The sequence below is a fragment of the Citreimonas sp. genome, from assembly GCF_042096055.1.
Taxonomy (GTDB): Bacteria; Pseudomonadota; Alphaproteobacteria; order Rhodobacterales; family Rhodobacteraceae; genus Citreimonas.
The window spans coordinates 1-17,194 of the sequence record NZ_JBELMH010000050.1 but is presented as its reverse complement, the minus strand read 5'-3'; the positions used below and the strand labels follow the sequence as shown (position 1 = coordinate 17,194).

Annotated in this window: 19 protein-coding genes; 8 read left to right on the top strand and 11 right to left on the bottom strand. The window is 69.3% G+C overall.

Annotation, left to right across the window (positions count from 1 at the left end):
* A partial coding sequence (dxs, locus tag ACFDTC_RS11935) for a 1-deoxy-D-xylulose-5-phosphate synthase (RefSeq protein ID WP_375259104.1) occupies positions 1 to 1,410 on the top strand: 1,410 nt, incomplete at its 5' end.
* Positions 1,411 to 1,422: 12 nt separating this feature from the next.
* On the opposite strand, the gene ACFDTC_RS11930 is transcribed toward dxs, so the two are convergent.
* Entirely contained in the window at positions 1,423 to 2,283 is an 861-nt protein-coding gene (locus ACFDTC_RS11930) for an SDR family oxidoreductase (RefSeq protein ID WP_375259103.1), read from the bottom strand.
* Between the two features lie 318 nt (positions 2,284 to 2,601).
* Between ACFDTC_RS11930 and ACFDTC_RS11925 the strand changes: the two genes are divergently transcribed.
* Entirely contained in the window at positions 2,602 to 3,090 is a 489-nt protein-coding gene (locus ACFDTC_RS11925; protein ID WP_375259102.1) for a transglycosylase SLT domain-containing protein, read from the top strand.
* A gap of 108 nt (positions 3,091 to 3,198) precedes the next feature.
* On the opposite strand, the gene ACFDTC_RS11920 is transcribed toward ACFDTC_RS11925, so the two are convergent.
* The gene (locus ACFDTC_RS11920) at positions 3,199 to 3,954 is read right to left on the bottom strand and encodes a class II aldolase and adducin N-terminal domain-containing protein (protein ID WP_375259101.1); all 756 of its coding nucleotides are present in this window, start codon (positions 3,952 to 3,954) and stop codon (positions 3,199 to 3,201) included.
* 35 nt (positions 3,955 to 3,989) lie between these two features.
* A complete protein-coding gene (locus tag ACFDTC_RS11915; RefSeq protein ID WP_375259100.1) occupies positions 3,990 to 4,430 on the bottom strand; it encodes a VOC family protein in 441 nt (146 codons plus the stop codon).
* 80 nt (positions 4,431 to 4,510) lie between these two features.
* On the opposite strand from ACFDTC_RS11915, the gene ACFDTC_RS11910 reads away from it, so the two are divergent.
* From ACFDTC_RS11910 to ACFDTC_RS11900, 3 genes are all read left to right on the top strand, one after another.
* A complete protein-coding gene (locus ACFDTC_RS11910) occupies positions 4,511 to 5,995 on the top strand; it encodes an AMP nucleosidase (protein ID WP_375259099.1) in 1,485 nt (494 codons plus the stop codon).
* 130 nt (positions 5,996 to 6,125) lie between these two features.
* Positions 6,126 to 6,413, top strand: a complete 288-nt coding sequence (locus ACFDTC_RS11905; RefSeq protein ID WP_375259098.1) for an HU family DNA-binding protein — start codon at positions 6,126 to 6,128, stop codon at positions 6,411 to 6,413.
* Between the two features lie 227 nt (positions 6,414 to 6,640).
* Positions 6,641 to 8,311 (top strand): BCCT family transporter, encoded by a 1,671-nt coding sequence (locus tag ACFDTC_RS11900; protein ID WP_375259097.1) that lies wholly within the window; start codon positions 6,641 to 6,643, stop codon positions 8,309 to 8,311.
* 40 nt (positions 8,312 to 8,351) lie between these two features.
* On the opposite strand, the gene ACFDTC_RS11895 is transcribed toward ACFDTC_RS11900, so the two are convergent.
* From ACFDTC_RS11895 to ACFDTC_RS11885, 3 genes are all read right to left on the bottom strand, one after another.
* The gene (locus ACFDTC_RS11895; protein ID WP_375259096.1) at positions 8,352 to 8,945 is read right to left on the bottom strand and encodes an ImmA/IrrE family metallo-endopeptidase; all 594 of its coding nucleotides are present in this window, start codon (positions 8,943 to 8,945) and stop codon (positions 8,352 to 8,354) included.
* Between the two features lie 120 nt (positions 8,946 to 9,065).
* The gene (locus ACFDTC_RS11890; RefSeq protein ID WP_375259095.1) at positions 9,066 to 10,460 is read right to left on the bottom strand and encodes an aspartate aminotransferase family protein; all 1,395 of its coding nucleotides are present in this window, start codon (positions 10,458 to 10,460) and stop codon (positions 9,066 to 9,068) included.
* A gap of 97 nt (positions 10,461 to 10,557) precedes the next feature.
* Complete coding sequence (locus ACFDTC_RS11885; protein WP_375259094.1) at positions 10,558 to 11,502, bottom strand: zinc-ribbon domain-containing protein; 945 nt, start codon at positions 11,500 to 11,502, stop codon at positions 10,558 to 10,560.
* 156 nt (positions 11,503 to 11,658) lie between these two features.
* Here ACFDTC_RS11885 and ACFDTC_RS11880 point away from each other — a divergent pair, with 156 nt between their 5' ends.
* The 3 genes from ACFDTC_RS11880 to ACFDTC_RS11870 are packed head-to-tail and all read left to right on the top strand — an operon-like array spanning position 11,659 to position 13,969.
* Positions 11,659 to 12,345 carry a cell division ATP-binding protein FtsE gene (locus tag ACFDTC_RS11880; protein WP_375259093.1) on the top strand — a complete coding sequence of 229 codons (687 nt, stop codon included), beginning with the start codon at positions 11,659 to 11,661 and terminating at the stop codon, positions 12,343 to 12,345.
* Positions 12,342 to 13,232 (top strand): cell division protein FtsX, encoded by an 891-nt coding sequence (locus ACFDTC_RS11875; RefSeq protein WP_375259092.1) that lies wholly within the window; start codon positions 12,342 to 12,344, stop codon positions 13,230 to 13,232. The genes ACFDTC_RS11880 and ACFDTC_RS11875 overlap by 4 nt, the downstream gene beginning before the upstream one ends.
* Entirely contained in the window at positions 13,232 to 13,969 is a 738-nt protein-coding gene (locus tag ACFDTC_RS11870; protein ID WP_375259091.1) for a lysophospholipid acyltransferase family protein, read from the top strand. Before ACFDTC_RS11875 ends, ACFDTC_RS11870 begins: the two co-directional genes overlap by 1 nt.
* Before the next feature lie 118 nt (positions 13,970 to 14,087).
* On the opposite strand, the gene lpdA is transcribed toward ACFDTC_RS11870, so the two are convergent.
* The 5 genes from lpdA to ACFDTC_RS11845 form a co-directional block, all read right to left on the bottom strand.
* Positions 14,088 to 15,476 (bottom strand): dihydrolipoyl dehydrogenase, encoded by a 1,389-nt coding sequence (lpdA, locus tag ACFDTC_RS11865; protein WP_375259090.1) that lies wholly within the window; start codon positions 15,474 to 15,476, stop codon positions 14,088 to 14,090.
* Positions 15,477 to 15,593: 117 nt separating this feature from the next.
* Positions 15,594 to 16,019: an MAPEG family protein gene (locus ACFDTC_RS11860; RefSeq protein WP_375259089.1), complete on the bottom strand. Its 426-nt coding sequence runs from the start codon at positions 16,017 to 16,019 to the stop codon at positions 15,594 to 15,596.
* Positions 16,016 to 16,402 carry a cupin domain-containing protein gene (locus ACFDTC_RS11855; protein WP_375259088.1) on the bottom strand — a complete coding sequence of 129 codons (387 nt, stop codon included), beginning with the start codon at positions 16,400 to 16,402 and terminating at the stop codon, positions 16,016 to 16,018. The genes ACFDTC_RS11860 and ACFDTC_RS11855 overlap by 4 nt, the downstream gene beginning before the upstream one ends.
* Complete coding sequence (locus tag ACFDTC_RS11850) at positions 16,399 to 16,959, bottom strand: hypothetical protein (protein ID WP_375259087.1); 561 nt, start codon at positions 16,957 to 16,959, stop codon at positions 16,399 to 16,401. Before ACFDTC_RS11850 ends, ACFDTC_RS11855 begins: the two co-directional genes overlap by 4 nt.
* 1 nt (position 16,960) lies before the next feature.
* The coding region (locus tag ACFDTC_RS11845; protein ID WP_375259086.1) for a hypothetical protein at positions 16,961 to 17,194 on the bottom strand (234 nt) is incomplete at its 5' end.

Here is a 17,194-nt window from a genome sequence, read left to right as displayed (position 1 = left end):
CTGGGCAAGCGGCTGATCGTGATCCTCAACGACAACGAGATGTCGATCGCGCCGCCCACCGGCGCGATGTCGTCCTACTTGAGCCGGCTCTATGCCGAGGCGCCGTTCCAAGATCTCAAGGCCGCCGCGAAAAGCGCCGTCAGCATGCTGCCCGGCCCGTTCCGCGAAGGCGCCAAGCGCGCCAAGGATCTTTTCAAGCACATGGCCGTCGGCGGCACGCTGTTCGAGGAGCTGGGCTTCAGCTACGTGGGCCCGATCGACGGGCACGACATGGACCAACTCCTTCCCGTCCTGCGCACAGTGAAGGCGCGCGCCGAGGGGCCGATCCTGATCCACGCGATCACGAAGAAGGGCAAGGGCTATCACGCCGCCGAACACGCGCATGACCGCGGCCACGCGCGGGCCAAGTTCGACGTCGCCACCGGCGAGCAGACCAAGGCGCCCAGCAACGCGCCGGGCTACACCAAGGTCTTCGCCCGCGCGCTGATGGACCTGGCCGCCGACGATCCGCGCATCTGCGCCGTGACCGCCGCGATGCCCGACGGCACGGGGCTCGACCTCTTTGCCGAGCGGTATCCCAGCCGCACCTTCGACGTGGGCATCGCCGAGCAGCACGCCGTGACCTTCTGCGCCGGCATGGCGGCTGGCGGCCTGCGGCCCTTCGCGGCACTCTATTCCACCTTCCTGCAGCGCGGCTACGATCAGGTCGTGCACGACGTGGCGATCCAGCGCCTGCCGGTGCGCTTCGCCATCGACCGCGCGGGGTTGGTGGGCGCCGACGGCGCCACTCATGCCGGCAGCTACGATGTCGCCTACCTGTCGAACCTGCCGAGTTTCGTGGTCATGGCGGCGGCGGACGAGGCCGAGCTGAAGCACATGGTCGCCACCGCCGCCGCGCATGACGAGGGCCCCATCGCCTTCCGCTACCCGCGCGGCGAGGGCGAGGGCGTCGAGATGCCCGAGCGCGGGCAGCTGCTGGAGATCGGCCGCGGTCGGATGATCCACGAGGGCTCGCGCGTCGCGCTGCTGTCCTTCGGCACCCGCCTGCGCGAGGTGCGCCAGGCCGCCGAGGCGCTGCAGGCGCGCGGCATCGACCCGACCATCGCCGACGCGCGCTTCGCCAAGCCGCTCGACCGCGACCTGATCCTGCGTCTCGCGCGCGAGCACGAGGCGCTCATCACCGTGGAAGAGGGCGCCATCGGCGGCTTCGGCAGCCACGTCGCGCAATTGCTGGCCGAGGAAGGCGTTTTCGATTCCGGGCTGAAATACCGCTCGATGGTGCTGCCCGACATCTTCATCGACCAGGCGAGCCCCGCCGACATGTACGCCGTGGCGGGCCTGAACGCCGCGGATATCGAGGCGAAGGTGCTGAAGGTCCTGGGCGTGGAATCGCTGAGCCGCCGCGCCTGAGCGCGAGGCGCGTCACTCCTTGCGCTGCGCCTCGAGCATGGCGCGCAAGCCCGCGCGGTAATCGGGGTACATCAGCGTCACGCCCAGCTCTTCCTTGATCCGGTCGTTCGCGACGCGTTTCGATTCCGCGTAGAAGCTTTCCGCCATCGGGCTCATCTCGGCATCCTCGAATGCCACCTCGGGCGGTCGGGGCACGCCCAGCAGGTCCGCGGCATGCGCGATGACGTCCTGCGGCGGGGCCGGATCGTCGTCGCAGACGTTGTAGACCGCGCCCGGGTTCGGGTGGTGGATCGACGCCTCGAGCACCTGCGCGATGTCGTCCACGTGGATGCGCGAAAAGACCTGCCCCGGCTTGACGATGCGCCGCGCGGTGCCGCGCCGGACCTTCGCGAACGGGCCGCGGCCGGGGCCGTAGATGCCCGCCAGTCGGAAGACGTGCAGCGGCAGGTGCGGGATCGCGCCCCATTCGGCCTCGGCGGCGACGCGGGCGATGCCGCGGTCGGTGCCGGGCGTCAGCGGCGTCGCTTCGTCCACCCAGGCGCCGTGGTGGTCGCCGTAGACGCCGGTGGTGGACAGGTAGCCGACCCACCACAGCTCCGGTATCCGCGCCTCGATCGCATCGCGGGCGATGCGCAGGGACGGGTCACCGTCTTCGTCCGGGCCCGCGGAGACGAGGACATGCGTCGCGCGGCCGACCGCCTCGGCGATCGCCTCGCGGTCCCACTCGATGGCCTCGACGCCCTCGTCGCGCAGCCGGTCGGCCTTCGACGGGTCGCGCGTGGTGCCGATCACGGTCCAGCCCTGCGGCAGCAGCCGCCGGGCGAGCGCGCGGGCCGAATATCCGTGGCCGAGGGAGAGCAGCGTGCCGGGCATGTCCTTGTGGTGCCTGCCGGCGCGGCGTTTTGCAAGCGTTTCGATTATCCGCGCGGCACCGGCTGAATGCCCGGACGCCGCAGAAACGAATCGCCACGCGCCGGGGTCACGGCCGTAGCGCGTGCGCTCGGCGATGGTTCGCGCGCCTTTCCCGGGGTTGAAACGCGCCAGATCGCCCTCAAACCCCGCCGACAGGCGCCTATTCCGCCGATCGCCGCCCCCGGTGGGCAAGCCTCCGCCTATGCCCGGCACGCGGCGGTGGCACGGCGCGGCGCTTTCGGTCTACCGCTATGGCGCGCCACAACCGGAGCCGTTCGCATGCTGACACGCATCGCCGCCTGCACCCTTCTCCTGGCCCTCACCGCGGGCTGTTCCTATGGCCCCGCCACCGAACGGCCGGGCAAGGTCGACACGGTGTCGAGGTCCATGGTGGAGACACCCCTCCACCCCAACGAGACGCCCGCGCTGCGCGCGTCGATCAACAAGTGGGCCGACCACTACGAGATCCCGCGCAGCCTGGTGCACCGCCTGGCGATCCGCGAAAGCACTCACCGCCCCGGAGCCCGCAACGGGCCCTATTACGGCCTCCTCCAGATCCTGCCCGCGACCGCCCGCTCGATGGGCTTCCAGGGCCAGCCGACGGATCTGCTGCAGGCCGACGTCAACCTGCAATACGCGCTGAAATACCTGCGCGGCGCGTACCTGGTGTCCGAGGGCGATCCCGACGAGGCGATCTTCCTCTACGCCAAGGGCTACTACCCCGAGGCCAAGCGCGCCGGCCTGCTGGAAGAAACCGGCCTGCGCTGAGGCCACGCGCCCGTGCGGGGACGATCCCGCGCACGGGCTTCTTCTGCTTGAAACTAGCCCGGTGAGCGCGAGGGGCAGGGCCCCTCGCCGTAACGGCCGCGCCAGACGTCAGGCCGCGTAATCCGATCCCTCGGCGTCCAGGATCGCGCGCAACTCGGCCAGGTGCCGGGCGTCCTGCTCGGGGTATTCCTCGAGTTCGCGGGCGGTCTTCTCGGCGATCTCGTCCGACAGCACCGACAGCGGCCGGCCCGTCTGCAATGCTCGAATATAGGTCTCGGCCGCGCGCTCGAAGTAGTACAGGCGGTTGAACGTGTCCGCGACGCTGTCGCCGATCACCATCACACCGTGGTTGCCCATCACCAGCACCTTCTTCTTCGGATCGTCGAGCAGCTGCGCGCAGCGCTCGCCCTCTTCCTCGAAGGCCAGCCCGCCGTAATTCTCGTCGATCGCGATGCGATTGAAGAAGGTCGCGCAGTTCTGGTCGATCGGCGGCAGGCGCTTGTCCTGCAGGCAGGCCAGAACCGTCGCGTGGACCGAATGCACGTGCATCGCGCAGCGCGCATGCGGGCAATGCCGGTGCAGCCCGCCATGCAGCCCCCAGGCGGTTGGGTCGGGCGCGCCGGGGCGGTTCAGCGTCTCGGGGTCGTTGGCATCGACCATGATCAGGTCCGACGCCTTGATGCGCGCGAAATGCATCTGGTTGGGGTTCATCAGGAATTTCGTGCCGGACTCGTCGATAGCCAGGCTGAAATGGTTCGCGACGCCCTCGTGCATGTTCAGACGCGCGGTCCAGCGGAAGGCGGCGGCAAGGTCGGTGCGTTCGACGACGTGGTCGAGGTTGGCGCGCGGGCTGGGGGCGTTCATGGCATTCGTCCGGTCAGGGTCAGGATGCGCGCAGCCTAACCGATCGACCGCCCGGATTGAAGCGGCCGCGACGGCACCCAGGCATAGCCGTCGGGACACAGCAGCGTCGCCTCGCGCAGGCCGTGCGGCTTGTTCGTCGGCGGCTGCAGGACCGAAAAGTCGTGAGCGGGGGCCAAGGCCACCGCCGCGTCCGGGTCGCTGTCATAGAGCCGCAGCTCGATCCCGCCGCCGCGGGGCGGGGTCTCGGGCAGCAGCGCGAAAGCGGGATTGGACGCGAAGGTGCGGTCGTGGTGCAGCTGGAACAGCGTCGGCCCGTAGCCGATGATGGCGAAATCGTCCGACACCCGGTGTGCCTGCATGCCGAAGACCGCCGCCAGCCGCGCCGCCTCTGCGCGCACGTCGCGGACCAGCAGGTTCAGCCCCAAACCCCGCAGGCCGGCCCCGAAAACGGCGGCGTCGACGGTCTCTAAATCCATGTCAGCACCTCTGACCTTGTGATCGAGGTTGAACGCGTCATGGCAAGCTGTCAACCTGCGCCGAAATCCAGGAGAGGCCCATGCAGGAACCCGGCGCCGTGCCGCAGATCGTCACCCCACAGACACCCGACGCCGAATCCTTCGACGACGCCCGCGCGGCCGTGAAACGCCTCTGCGCGCTCTACGACGACGCGGCCTCCTTCCTGCGCGACCGCTTCGTCGAGACGCTGGCCAGCGGCGATCCCGGCCTGCGTTACCGCGCCTTCTACCCCGAGATCCGGCTGGTCACGCAAAGCCACGTGCAGGTCGACAGCCGGCTCAGCTTCGGCCACGTGGCGGGGCCGGGCACGTACTTCACCACCGTGACCCGCCCCGCGCTGTTCGAGCGGTACCTGACCCAGCAGATCGGCCTGCTGATCAACAACCACGGCGTGACGGTGCAGATCGGCCCCTCGGCCACGCCGATGCCGGTGCATTTCGCCGTGGCGAACTTTCCCGACATCAGCGTCCCGCAGGAGGGGGCCGCGAATTTCATCCTGCGCGACGTCTTCGACGTGCCCGACCTCAACACCACCAACGACGACATCGTCAACGGCGTGGCGCAGCCCGACGCCGCCGGGGCCGAGCCTCTGGCGCTGTTCTCGGCGCAGCGGGTGGACTACTCGCTGGCGCGGCTGGCGCACTACACGGCCACCGACCCCGAGCACTTCCAGAACCACGTGCTGTTCACCAACTACCAGTTCTACGTCTCCGAGTTCGAGACCTTCGCCCGCACCATGCTGGCCGATCCCGAAAGCGGCTACACCAGCTTCGTGTCCACCGGGAACGCCGAGATCACCGGCCCCGACCAGCCGCTGCCCGCCTCGCCGCGGATGCCGCAGATGCCGACCTACCACCTCAAGCGCGAGGGCGGGCAGGGGATCACCCTGGTCAACATCGGCGTCGGCCCCAGCAACGCCAAGACGGCGACCGACCACATCGCCGTGCTGCGCCCGCATGCCTGGCTGATGGTCGGCCACTGCGCGGGGCTGCGCAACTCGCAGTCACTGGGCGATTTCGTGCTGGCCCACGCCTATCTGCGCGAGGATCGCGTGCTCGACGACGACCTGCCGGTCTGGGTGCCGATCCCGCCGCTGGCCGAGATCCAGATCGCGCTGGAACAGGCCGTCGAGAAGGAGACGCAGCTGTCGGGCTACGACCTCAAGCGCGTGATGCGCACCGGGACCGTCGCCAGCGTCGACAACCGCAACTGGGAGTTGCGCGACCAGCGCGGCCCGGTCCAGCGCCTGTCGCAGTCGCGCGCCATCGCGCTCGACATGGAAAGCGCCACGATCGCGGCGAACGGCTTCCGCTTCCGCGTGCCGTATGGCACGCTGCTGTGCGTGTCCGACAAGCCCCTGCACGGCGAGCTCAAGCTGCCGGGGATGGCGTCGGATTTCTATCGCACGCAGGTCGGACGCCACCTGATGATCGGGATTCGCGCCATGGAGCACATCCGCGAGATGCCGCTGGAGCGGATCCACAGCCGCAAGTTGCGCAGTTTCGAGGAAACGGCCTTTCTGTAACGCGCGGTTTTTGGCGCAAAATGCACATAAGATGCACCATCGAAGACACGAGTTGTTGTGTTTTCCCGCTACATCCGGTTTTAATCCGGACCAGAGCCCATAGGGACGGGCAGTGAAGGAGACCATTGAAATGGCGAAGCCGATGACGAAGACCCAGCTTGTGGCCGCACTGGCGGACAAGATGGACACCGACAAGAAGACCGCGGGCGCGGCGCTGGACGCGCTGACCGGCCTGATCACCGAGGAAGTGTCGAACGGCGGCGCCGTGACCCTCCCCGGCGTGGGCAAGATCTACTGCCGCGAGCGCCCCGAGCGCATGGTGCGCAACCCCGCCACCGGCGAGCAGTTCAAGAAAGAGGCCGACAAGCAGGTCAAGGTGACCGTCGCCAAGGCGCTCAAGGACAGCGTGAACGGCTGACGATCCCGCGGCCGACGCCGCGATATCCGGGCGCCGGCCTGCCGCCGCGCCCATGGAAAGGGTCGCCCTCGGGCGGCCCTTTTCGTTTTTTTCCAGGATGTTGCGCGTTCCAAGGAACCGCCGTCTTCCACCGTTGGTTGCAAATGGTGACCCGGTTGAAGCTGAAGGCCAGACCGCCGGGCATCCCGACACCGATGCCACGGGCATCGCCCAGAAAAGGACACGCCATGGACCTGGACCGGCTCGCCAACCGCCTCGGACTGAAGACGGATCCGGTGATCTTCTTCTCGGCCGCGGCCTTCATGGTGGTCTTCGCCCTGGCCCTGATCATCGCGCCCGACCCGATCGGCAACGCCTTCGGCGCGGGCCGCGAATGGATCGTGTCCAACCTCGGCTGGTTCTTCATCGCCGGCGTCAACATCTGGCTGGGTTTCCTTCTGTGGATCGCGGCCAGCCGCTACGGCCATATCCGGCTGGGCGGGCGCGATTCGAAACCCGACTATTCGTCGGTGTCGTGGTTCACCATGCTGTTCGCCGGCGGCATCGGCACGGTGCTGATGTTCTGGGGCGTGGCCGAACCCATGAGCCACTTCGCCACGCCGCCCCTGCCGGGGGTCGAGCCGCATTCCCCCGAGGCCGCGCAGGACGCGATCAGCATCTCGCTCTACCACCTCGGGCTGCACACCTGGACGATCTTCACGCTGCCCGGCCTGGCCTTCGCCTATTTCATCTACCGCTATCGCCTGCCGGTGCGGGTGAGCTCGGTCTTCTACCCGCTGCTGCACGACCGCATCTACGGCCCCTGGGGCAAGACGATCGACGTGGTCGCCATCCTCGGCACGTTGTTCGGCGTCGCGGTGTCGCTGGGCCTCGGCGCCTCGCAGATCGCCGCCGGCCTCGACGAGCTCTTCGGCGTGGGCACCGGCGCCTTCGTGCAGATCCTGATCGTGGCGGCGCTGACCGCCGTGGCCGTGACCTCGATCGTCGCCGGTCTCGATTCCGGGGTGAAGTTCCTGTCGAACCTCAACATCGGCATGGCCGTGGCGCTGATGGTCTTCGTGCTGATCGCCGGCTCGACCCTGCTCTTGCTGCGCGGGATCGTGGAGACCGCTGGCCTCTACCTGTCGAACCTGCCGCGCCTGGCGTTCTGGAACGACATGCTGGCCAACGTCACGCCCGGGGGCGACGACTGGGGCTGGCAGGGCAACTGGACGGTCTTCTACTGGGCGTGGACGGTGACGTGGTCGCCCTTCATGGGCCTGTTCGTCGCCCGCATCTCGAAGGGGCGCACGATCCGCGAATTCGTGCTGGGCGTGCTCTTCGCGCCGTCGCTGTTCACGCTGGTCTGGTTCGGCATCTTCGGCTGGCAGGCGATGGCCTTCGACGGCATCGGCGCCGGCGCCCGCGAGCAGATGGGCGAGGCCGCGGGCCAGCTCAGCCAGGCGGTCGCGGACTCGATCCCGCTTGCGATGTTCGCCTTCCTCGAGAACTTCCCCTTCACGACCTTCCTGCAGGGCTTCGCGGTGCTGATCGTGGCGATCTTCTTCGCCACCTCGTCGGACAGCGCGTCGCTGGTGGTGGACATGCTCTGCACGGGCGAGGCGCATGCCGGCCCTGTCCAGCAGCGCCTGTTCTGGGGCATCGCCGAGGGCACGATCGCGGCGCTTCTGATCATGCTGGCCGGCCAGGCGGGCCTGACCGCGCTGCAGCAGGTCATCACCGTGGTCGGCCTGCCGATCTTCTGCCTGGTTTTCCTGATGATCCCCGCGCTGGTCATCGGCCTGCGCAACGAGGACATCGACTACATCACCGTCGGCAAGCGCCCCACGCCCGAGGAACTGCTGAAGGGCGACGAGGCCGAGCGCGAATACGGCCCCGCCAGCCAGCCCGGCGAATGAGGCCGGACGCCGGGCGAGCGATGGAAGGGCGCCTGCTGCCCTAGAAGCCGGTGGCGATCTGCGGGCGTTCCTTCCACTCGAACTTGTGCCCCGACTCGTCCGCATGCAGGTCCAGCAGCTTGGCCCGCTCGTAGGCGGCCTGCGTCGGCACGCACAGGGCTTCGGCGACGAGGCTGGCCTTGCCTTCGTACCAGAGGTTGCGGAACTGCGGCTCGGGCATCAGCAGGGCGAAGGCGAAATGCCGGGCCTCGATTAGCGCCTTCGGGTCCGAGGGTCGGCGGACGGCCTGCACACCGTGCCGGGGAAAGGCCTCGCGCGTGACGGGCACGTGCAGGATCCAGTGGCCGATGGCGATCGCGGTCGCCATGCGGTCATGCCGCAGCTTGCCGTCGCGCGGAAGCCAGATGACCGCCTTGCGATCCAGCGGCACGTCCAGCACCAGGTCGTAGGGTGGCGGCGAATACTCCAAGTCCACGTTCAGCGCCCGGCACAGCCCGTCCAGCGGCTTGCCGTCGCTCACGTTCACGGCCTTGTTCTGCGACAGCAGGTCGTCGACGGTGTCCGCGATCTGGGCGTCGTCGAAATCGCAGGCGATCACTTCGGCGTAGGGATAGCTTGGATACTTCGCGGGCACGGACTTCCCCTGTTCAGGCGACGCGACGCCGCGCCACCAGCCGGTTGTGACCGCGATGTTTTGCTATTCCGTTAACATTTGGCGGCGAGGGGAGCGCGCCGGGACGCGCTCCCGCACCGTTCAGCCGAAAACCCGGCCCAGCGCCGCGTCGGTGGCATCGACGATCTGGTCGATGTCGTCCTTCGTCGCGATCAGCGCAGGAGAATAGCACAGCGTGTTGTTCTTGCCGGGAAGCGATCGGTTGGTTGCACCGATGATGACGCCCTGCTTCATGCAGTCGGCCACCACCGCCTTGACGCGTGCCTCCTCGACCGGCTCGCGCGTCTCGCGGTCCTTCACCAGCTCGGCGCCCAGGAACAGGCCCTTGCCGCGCACGTCGCCGATCACCGCGTGCTTGTCGGCCAGCGCGTGCAGCTTGTCCGTCATGTACGTGCCCATCTCGGTCGTGTTCTCCAGCAGGCCCTCGTCCTCGATGATCGCCATGTTCTCGAGCGCAGCCGCCGGGCCCGCGGTGCAGCCTCCGAAGGTCGAGATGTCGCGGAAGTAGTTCATCGGGTCGTCGGCGTCGTCCTTGAACATGTCGAAGACCGCTTCCGTCGTGGTCAGGCACGCGATCGCCGCATAGCCCGAGGCGACGCCCTTGGCCATCGTCACCATGTCGGGCTGGATGCCGTAATGCTGGTAGCCGAACCAGTGCGTGCCCGTCCGGCCCACGCCGCAGACGACCTCGTCGATGTGCAGCAGGATGTCGTACTTGCGGCAGATCTCCTGCACGCGCGGCCAATAGCCGTCGGGCGCCGCGATCACGCCGCCGCCCGCCGTCACCGGCTCGAGGCAGAGCGCCCCCACCGTGTCCGGCCCCTCGGCCAGGATCACCTTCTCGATCTGGTCCGCGGCCCATTCGCCGTAATTGTCCTGCGGCGCGCCGTCCTGTTCGTGCTTGCGGTACTCCAGGCAATGCGGCACTCGCACGAAGCCCGGCGCGAAGGGGCCGTACTGCGCGTTCCGCTCGTCCTGGCCGCCGGCCGACAGGCAGCCAATCGTGGTGCCGTGATAGTCGCGGTCGCGGAACAGGATCTTGTGCTTTTTCCCGCCGTAGCGCTTGTGCGCGATCTGGCGGACCATCTTGAACGCCTTCTCGTTCGCCTCGGACCCCGAGTTGCAGTAGTACACGCGCGATTGCCCGGGCATCTTCGAGATCAGCTTCTCGGCGAACAGCGCGCCGGGCACCGAACCCGCGGCACCGGCGAAATAGTTCAGCTTGATCAGCTGGTTGTAGACCGCCTTGGCGATCCGCTCGCGGCCGTAGCCCACGTTCACGGTCCAGACGCCGCCTGACACGGCATCGAGATGCTCCTTGCCGGTCTGGTTCCAGACGCGCATCCCCTTGCCCTCGACGATGATGTTGGGGTCGGTCGTCTCGAAGGGCTTGTGCTGGATCAGGTGGTGCCAGACATGCGCCTTGTCGGCATCCACCACGTGGCTCAGGTCGTTCTGCGTCAGCGCTCCGTCCATGGAAATCTCTCCTTTCGGCACTCGTTGCGATCAGTAAGCCACGCGCGCGCGGCGGCGGCAATGCACGGCCCCCGGGCATGGGTGAAAATCCGCGCGGTCAGGAGGCGAGGGCACCCAGCGCGGCGCGGATATCCGCACCGGCGCCGTCCAGCCAAAGCCGCGCGTTGTCCACCGCCTCGACATACGGCGTCAGCAGGGCGGCGGCCTGCGGCTGCTGCGCGATGATCTGCGGCGCCGAGACGTAGATGGCGGCGGCTATCGCGCCGACGGTGACCGCCAGCACGAAGCCGCGCAGGAACCCGCCACGGCCGCTTTCGCGCGGCTCGGGCTGCGGTTCGGGACGCTCGGGCCTGCCGGGGCGCGCGGGCCGCTCGGGGCGGGCGTGGCGGTCGCTGCCGCGCAGCGTCTCACGGATCTCCTCGACATCCGGCAGCAGGTCGCGGCGCGAGCCCGTCGGCCCGGTCGAGACGAAGGCAGGCGGCGGCGTGGCGGGCGTCTCGGCCTCGCGCACGAAGGCCATCCGCTCGCGCGCGGCGCGGGCGCGGCGCGCCTCGGCGTCGTTGGGCGGCTCGGTCAGGCCGAGGTCGGGCTGGCTTTCGATCGGGGCGGACTGCGCGCGCTGCCGCGCCTCGTGCTCGCGCTCCTGGCGGAAGACCTCGGTCACCTCGGGCGGCAGGCTGCGCGGCTGGACCGGCGCGGGTTCGGGCGCGCCCGTCGCCGCCGGAACGGTGCCGGGCCAGACCGGATCGTCCTCGTCGGTATCGTCGTCGTCCGCGACCGGTGCGGCACGATCGGCGTCTGCCCGAGCCTCTTCGGTGCCGGGCCAGACCGTCTCGGAGTCCTCGCGTTCGGCTGGCGCGACCTGCGCCATCGGCGCGGCGGCCTCGCGCGGTTGCGGCGCCGGCTGCACGGTCTCGGCCCGCTGGAACCAGGTATGCGTGCAATGCGAGCATTGCACGTCGCGCCCCTCGGGGGGAATGACCTCGGGCGGGACGTCGTAGCGCGCCCCGCATTGCGGACAGACCAGCCGGATTTTGCTCACGTCGCCGTCTCCAAGACCGCCTCCAACGCTGCGGTTTCGCGGCACGATACGCTGCGGCGGAAGGCGGGAAAACCCCCGTTTCCGCGGCGTGGCCGGATTGCAACCCGGACCACGCTGCGGCATGACAGTGCCACCGGAACGGCGGGGCGGGCGAACGTGATCGAGCTGGACAACGTGGCCTACAGCTACGGCGCCAAGGGCGACGCGCCGTTGCTGCGCGACCTGACGCTGACGCTGGCGCCGGGATCGTTCCACTTCCTCACCGGGCCGTCGGGCGCGGGCAAGACCACGTTCCTCAAACTGTGCTACGGCGCGCTCAAGCCCACCGCCGGGCAGATGCACCTGTTCGGCGAGGACCTCGCCACGCTGCCGCGCGACGGCATCGCGCTGGCCCGCCGCCGCATCGGCGTGGTGCACCAGGATTGCCGGTTCCTCGACCACCTGCCGGTGATCGAGAACATCGCCCTGCCGCTCACGGTCTCGGGGCAGGTGATGGAGGACCAGCAGGGCAACCTCGACGACCTGCTGGCCTGGGTCGGCCTCGGCGCGCGCGCGCATGCCTTCCCGCCGGAACTGTCGGGGGGCGAGCGTCAGCGGGCCGCACTTGCCCGCGCGCTGATCCTGTCGCCCGAGGTGATCCTGGCGGACGAGCCCACCGGCAACGTCGACTGGGAGATGTCGCAGCGCCTGCTGCACCTGCTGATCGCGCTCAACGGCATGGGCAAGACCGTGATGATCGCCACCCACGACCTGATGCTGATCCGCGCCGCCAAGGCGCAGGTGCAGGCGCGCGTGCTGCGCCTGTCCGGCGGCACGCTGCAGGCCGCGGGGGCCGACCTGTGAGCCCGCGCAACGCCCTGCGCGCCGATCCCGGCGCCGACCGGGTGGTGCCGCCCTCGGGCTTCACCGCGTCGCTGGTGCTGTTCACTGCCGCCGCGATGGCTCTCCTCGCCGTGTTCACGCTGGCGCTGGCGCTGGCCGCCGGGCGGCTGGCCGAGGAATGGGATGCCGCGCTGGCCCGCAGCGCCACGCTGCGCATCTCGGCGCCCGAGGGGCAGATGGCCGACCAGACGCGCACCGCGCTCACCCTGCTGCAGCAGACGCCCGGCATCGCCTCGGCCCGCGCGCTCGACGACGATGAACAGCGCGCCCTGCTCGAGCCGTGGTTCGGCCCCGACCTGCCGGTCGACGACCTGCCGGTGCCGCGCCTGATCGCGATCGAGGAAACCGCCGACGGGTTCGACCCGGACGGGCTGCGCCTGCGCCTGCAGGCCGAGGTGCCGGGCGCCGTGCTCGACACCCACGACCGCTGGCGCCGTCCGCTGATCGAGGCCGCCTCGCGCCTGCGCCTGCTGGGCTGGGCCGCGATCGCGCTGATCGGCGCGGTCACCGCGGCGATGGTCACGCTGGCCGCGCGCGCCGCACTGGCCGCCAACGCGCAGGTGATCGCCGTGCTGCGGCTGGTCGGCGCCACCGACGCCTACATCGCCGGCGCCTTCGTGCGCCGCTTCACCCTGCGGACGCTGACCGGTGCTGCGGTGGGCACGGTGCTGGGCGTCGTCGCGGTGGCGCTGATGCCCTCGGGCGGCGAGGCCGGCGGGTTCCTGACCGACCTGCGCTTTGCCGGCTGGCACTGGGCGCTGCCGGTCCTGTTTCCGCCGCTCGCCGCGCTGGTCGCCTGGGCGGCGACGCGCAGCGCCGCGCGGCGCGTCCTTGGAGGGTTGAGCTGATGGTGCAATGGCTGCGGTCGCTGGTCTTCGTGATCCAGATGTACGTCGCGATGGCGGTGCTGGGCATCGTCTTCCTGCCCTGGGCGCTGGTCTCGCGCCGGGGTGCGCGTTCGGCGTGCCTGAACTTCTGCCGCTGGGTGCGCTGGACCGCGTCCTGGATGGTCGGCCTGCGCACCGAGGTCCGCGGCACGCCCCCCGCGGGCGAGGTGCTGATCGCCGCCAAGCACCAGAGCTTTCTCGACATCATCCTGATCTTCGGCGCCGTGCCCGCCGGCAAGTTCATCATGAAGCGCGAGCTGATGTACGCCCCCGTGATCGGCCAATACGCGCTGCGCATCGGCTGCGTGCCGGTCGATCGCGGCAAGCGCGGCCAGGCGATCCGCAAGATGTCCGAGGACGTGGCGCGCGGCGCGGCCGAGCCCGGCCAGCTGATCATCTACGCGCAGGGCACGCGCGTCGCCCCGGGCGTCAAGGCGCCCTACAAGGTGGGCACGTCGGCGCTTTATCAGCAGATGGGCGCGCTGGGTCAGCCCTGCGTGCCCGCGGGCACCAACGTGGGCCTGTTCTGGCCACGCCGCGGCATCCTGCGCAAGCCCGGCACCGCTGTGGTCGAGTTCCTGCCCGAGATCCCGCCGGGACTGGACAAGAAGACCTTCCTGTTGCGCCTCGAATCCGAGATCGAGGCCAGTTCCGACGCGCTGATGGCCGAGGCCGGCTTCCGCCCGGACGCGCGCTAGGGCGGGGACGGGGGAGGGGCTCTGCCCCTCTTGGGCCTGCGGCCCAATTCACCCCGGGATATTTGAGGACCAAAGAAGCGCGAAAGGACGGCCCGCCCGCGGCGGGCCGCTTTCGTGGTCAGGCGTGGATCGCGCCGTCGCCGCAGGCGAGCGCCGCCTCGCGCACGGCCTCGGAATAGGTCGGGTGCGCGTGGCAGGTCAGCGCCACGTCCTCGGCCGCCGCGCCGAACTCCATCGCGACGCAGATCTCGTGGATCAGGTCGCCGGCCATCGGCCCGATGATGTGCGCGCCGAGGATCCGGTCGGTTTCCTTGTCGGCCAGGATCTTGACGAAGCCGTCGGCGGCGAAGTTGGCCTTGGCGCGGCCGTTGCCCATGAAGCTGAACTTGCCGGCCTTGTAGGCGCGGCCTTCCTTCTTCAGCTCCTCCTCGGTCTTGCCGACGGCGGCGACCTCGGGGTGGGTGTAGATCACGCTGGGGATCACGCCGTAGTTCACGTGGCCGTGCTTGCCGGCGATCACTTCGGCGGCGGCCATGCCCTCGTCCTCGGCCTTGTGCGCCAGCATCGGGCCCGCGACCGCGTCGCCGATGGCGTAGATGCCCTTCACGTTGGTGCGCCACTGGTCGTCGGTCTTGATCATGCCGCGGTCCGACATCTCGACCCCCAGCGCCTCGAGGCCCAGCCCGTCGGTGAACGGCTTGCGGCCGGTCGAAACCAGCACCACGTCCGCGTCGAGACTGTGCTCGCTGTCGTCCTTGCGCAGCTTGTAGGTGACAGTGGCCTTGCCCTTGGCGGCCTCGACGCCCTGCACGGCCGCGCCCAGCGTGAAGTTCAGCCCCTGCTTCTTGAGGATCTTCTGGAAGGTCTTCTGCACCTCGGCGTCCATCGTCGGCGTCACGGTGTCGAGGAATTCCAGCACCTGCACCTCGGCACCAAGCCGCGCATAGACGCTGCCCAGTTCCAGTCCGATGACGCCTGCGCCGATCACCACCATCTTCTTGGGGATCTTGCCCAGCTCCAGCGCGCCGGTCGAGCTGACGACCACCTTCTCGTCGATCTCGACGCCGGGCAGGCTGCTGGGCTCGGAGCCGGACGCCACGATGATGTTCTTCGCGTCATAGACCTCGTCGCCGACCTTGACCTTGCCCGCCTCGGGGATCGAGCCCCAGCCCTTGAGCCAGTCGATCTTGTTCTTCTTGAACAGGAACTCGATGCCCTTGGTGTTGGTGTCGATGGTCTCCTGCTTGTAGGTCAGCATCTGCGACCAGTCGACCTTGGGGCTGCCGACCTTCAGGCCCATCTTCTCGAAGTTGTGCTGCGCCTCGTGCAGCTGGTGCGTGGCGTGCAGCATCGCCTTCGAGGGGATGCAGCCCACGTTCAGGCAGGTGCCGCCCAGCGTGTCGCGCCCCTCGACGCAGGCGGTCTTGAGGCCCAGCTGGGCGCAGCGGATGGCGGCCACGTAGCCGCCGGGGCCGGAACCGATGACGATGACGTCGTATGAGGCCATGGGGATCTCCTGTCGAAAATCGGAATTAGCGCTGCGGGGGCTCATCCCATGCGCGCGCGGGGCATGCAACGGGCGCGCATGCGGCGAAGCGGAAACGGGGCGCGGGGCAGGGCACGGTCATGCGCCGGCCCCGGAAAACAGCGCGGCCAGCAGCATCAGCACCGTGGCAGCAAAACCCACGACCCAGATGATAGACCGCCAGGGCGTCAGGCCCAGCCAGTAGGCGGGCACGTAGGCCACGCGCGCGATCAGGTAGATCCAGGCGCAGGCGGCGGTCAGCGGGCTTGCGGCGCCGCCCAGCGTCACCACCACGACGGCCAGCGTGAACAGGATCAGGCCTTCGAAGTGGTTGTTGAGCGCGCGGTACAGCCGCGCCGTCCCCACGCTAACCTGGTCCTCGAGCGCGCCGCCCAGCCGCGCGCGGTCGCGCGGGCCCATCGTCTTGCCGGGGCCGAGTTCGAGGTTCGCGGGGATCGACATCGCCGCGAATTGCAGGACCTGCAGCAGGCCCGCCAGCGTCAGGACGGTAAGTTCGGTGGTCATGTCTGGTCCGCGTCGTGATAGGCCACGTCGGCGAAGCGGTCGACCGGGAAGCTGAACAGCAGCGTCATGGCCTCGGGCGCCTCAAAGCCGTGGACGAGGCCCGCGGGAATGAACAGCGCGTCGCCGGGCGACAGCGGCTGGCGTTTGTCGCCGAGGATGGCAAAGCCCTTGCCCTCGATCACGTGGATCGTCTCGGGGATGTCGTGGTGATGCGGCGATTCCGCGTGGCCGTCCTCGATGTAGAACAGGCCCTGGCACAGGTCGCTGCTGGGACCGCCGTCGGCGTCGATCAGCAGGCGGTATTTCAGGCCCGCGCGGCTGGCCTCCTTCATCACCTTCAGGTCGGGTGCGCCGTCGGGGATGTGGACGGGTTGATGGGTCATGCTGCCTCCATTGCGTGGGCGATGCGCGCCGCGCGAGCCTCGAGGCCGAGGCCCCGGCGCGAGGGGTGGATCGTCGCAACGTGCGGGATGGCGAAATGTTGCAGGACGCGCGCCGCGTCGTGACCAAGTGCCACGGGGCGGCGGCCCAGCAATTCGTGCCGGCCCACCGCGTCGAAGCAGGCGCGCGCATGGGCGGCCGGGATCGGACTCGACCGGCGCGGCACCAGCAGGTGGAAGACCGGCGTGATGTAGATGTCGGACCGGCTAAGCCCCAGCAGCGCCAGCACGCGGTCGATCACGCGGTTGTAGACGATTCCGGGCAGGGTGCCGCGACGCTCCAGTTCGGCGCGGTTGGCGCGGGCCGACGGCGCGTCCAGCCAGTCCTTCGAGATCAGCATCGGCCCGGTCAGGTTGCCCGCCTCGATCTGGATCGGGCTGACGTAGTCGCCGTCGAACCCCGCCTGCGCCAGCGTCACGTAGCCCGGCAGCGAAAAGGCGCGGCGCGCGGCGATCGCGCGGCGATAGCCCTCGCTTGGCCTTCCCGCCGGGCGCGTCATCCTACACGGTCCGCAGGAAGTGATGCGCAGAAGGCCCGTGATCCAGCGCGCCCTCGCGGTCCAGCCAATCGGCGGCCTTGCCCTGGTCGTTGACCGAGAACAGCGCCCACTGGCTGCCGTCGTCGGCCTTCCAGCGCTGCAGCAGGGTCAGCCCCGCCTGGCCGCGCGATTCCGCGTGGTCGTCGAATTGCGACTGGTCGAAGGACGTGTAGTGCGCAAGCAGTTGCAGGCTCAT

Bases quoted from the DNA above. Each gene is read 5' to 3' on its own strand.
- ACFDTC_RS11905 (WP_375259098.1), top strand. From the start codon at position 6,126: ATGGCGAAGCCGATGACGAAGACCCAGCTTGTGGCCGCACTGGCGGAC.
- ACFDTC_RS11925 (WP_375259102.1), top strand. From the start codon at position 2,602: ATGCTGACACGCATCGCCGCCTGCACCCTTCTCCTGGCCCTCACCGCG.
- ACFDTC_RS11915 (WP_375259100.1), bottom strand. From the start codon at position 4,430: ATGGATTTAGAGACCGTCGACGCCGCCGTTTTCGGGGCCGGCCTGCGG.
- ACFDTC_RS11850 (WP_375259087.1), bottom strand. From the start codon at position 16,959: ATGACGCGCCCGGCGGGAAGGCCAAGCGAGGGCTATCGCCGCGCGATC.
- ACFDTC_RS11860 (WP_375259089.1), bottom strand. From the start codon at position 16,019: ATGACCACCGAACTTACCGTCCTGACGCTGGCGGGCCTGCTGCAGGTC.
- ACFDTC_RS11910 (WP_375259099.1), top strand. From the start codon at position 4,511: ATGCAGGAACCCGGCGCCGTGCCGCAGATCGTCACCCCACAGACACCC.
- ACFDTC_RS11855 (WP_375259088.1), bottom strand. From the start codon at position 16,402: ATGACCCATCAACCCGTCCACATCCCCGACGGCGCACCCGACCTGAAG.
- ACFDTC_RS11900 (WP_375259097.1), top strand. From the start codon at position 6,641: ATGGACCTGGACCGGCTCGCCAACCGCCTCGGACTGAAGACGGATCCG.
- ACFDTC_RS11870 (WP_375259091.1), top strand. From the start codon at position 13,232: ATGGTGCAATGGCTGCGGTCGCTGGTCTTCGTGATCCAGATGTACGTC.
- ACFDTC_RS11890 (WP_375259095.1), bottom strand. From the start codon at position 10,460: ATGGACGGAGCGCTGACGCAGAACGACCTGAGCCACGTGGTGGATGCC.
- ACFDTC_RS11930 (WP_375259103.1), bottom strand. From the start codon at position 2,283: ATGCCCGGCACGCTGCTCTCCCTCGGCCACGGATATTCGGCCCGCGCG.
- lpdA (WP_375259090.1), bottom strand. From the start codon at position 15,476: ATGGCCTCATACGACGTCATCGTCATCGGTTCCGGCCCCGGCGGCTAC.
- ACFDTC_RS11920 (WP_375259101.1), bottom strand. From the start codon at position 3,954: ATGAACGCCCCCAGCCCGCGCGCCAACCTCGACCACGTCGTCGAACGC.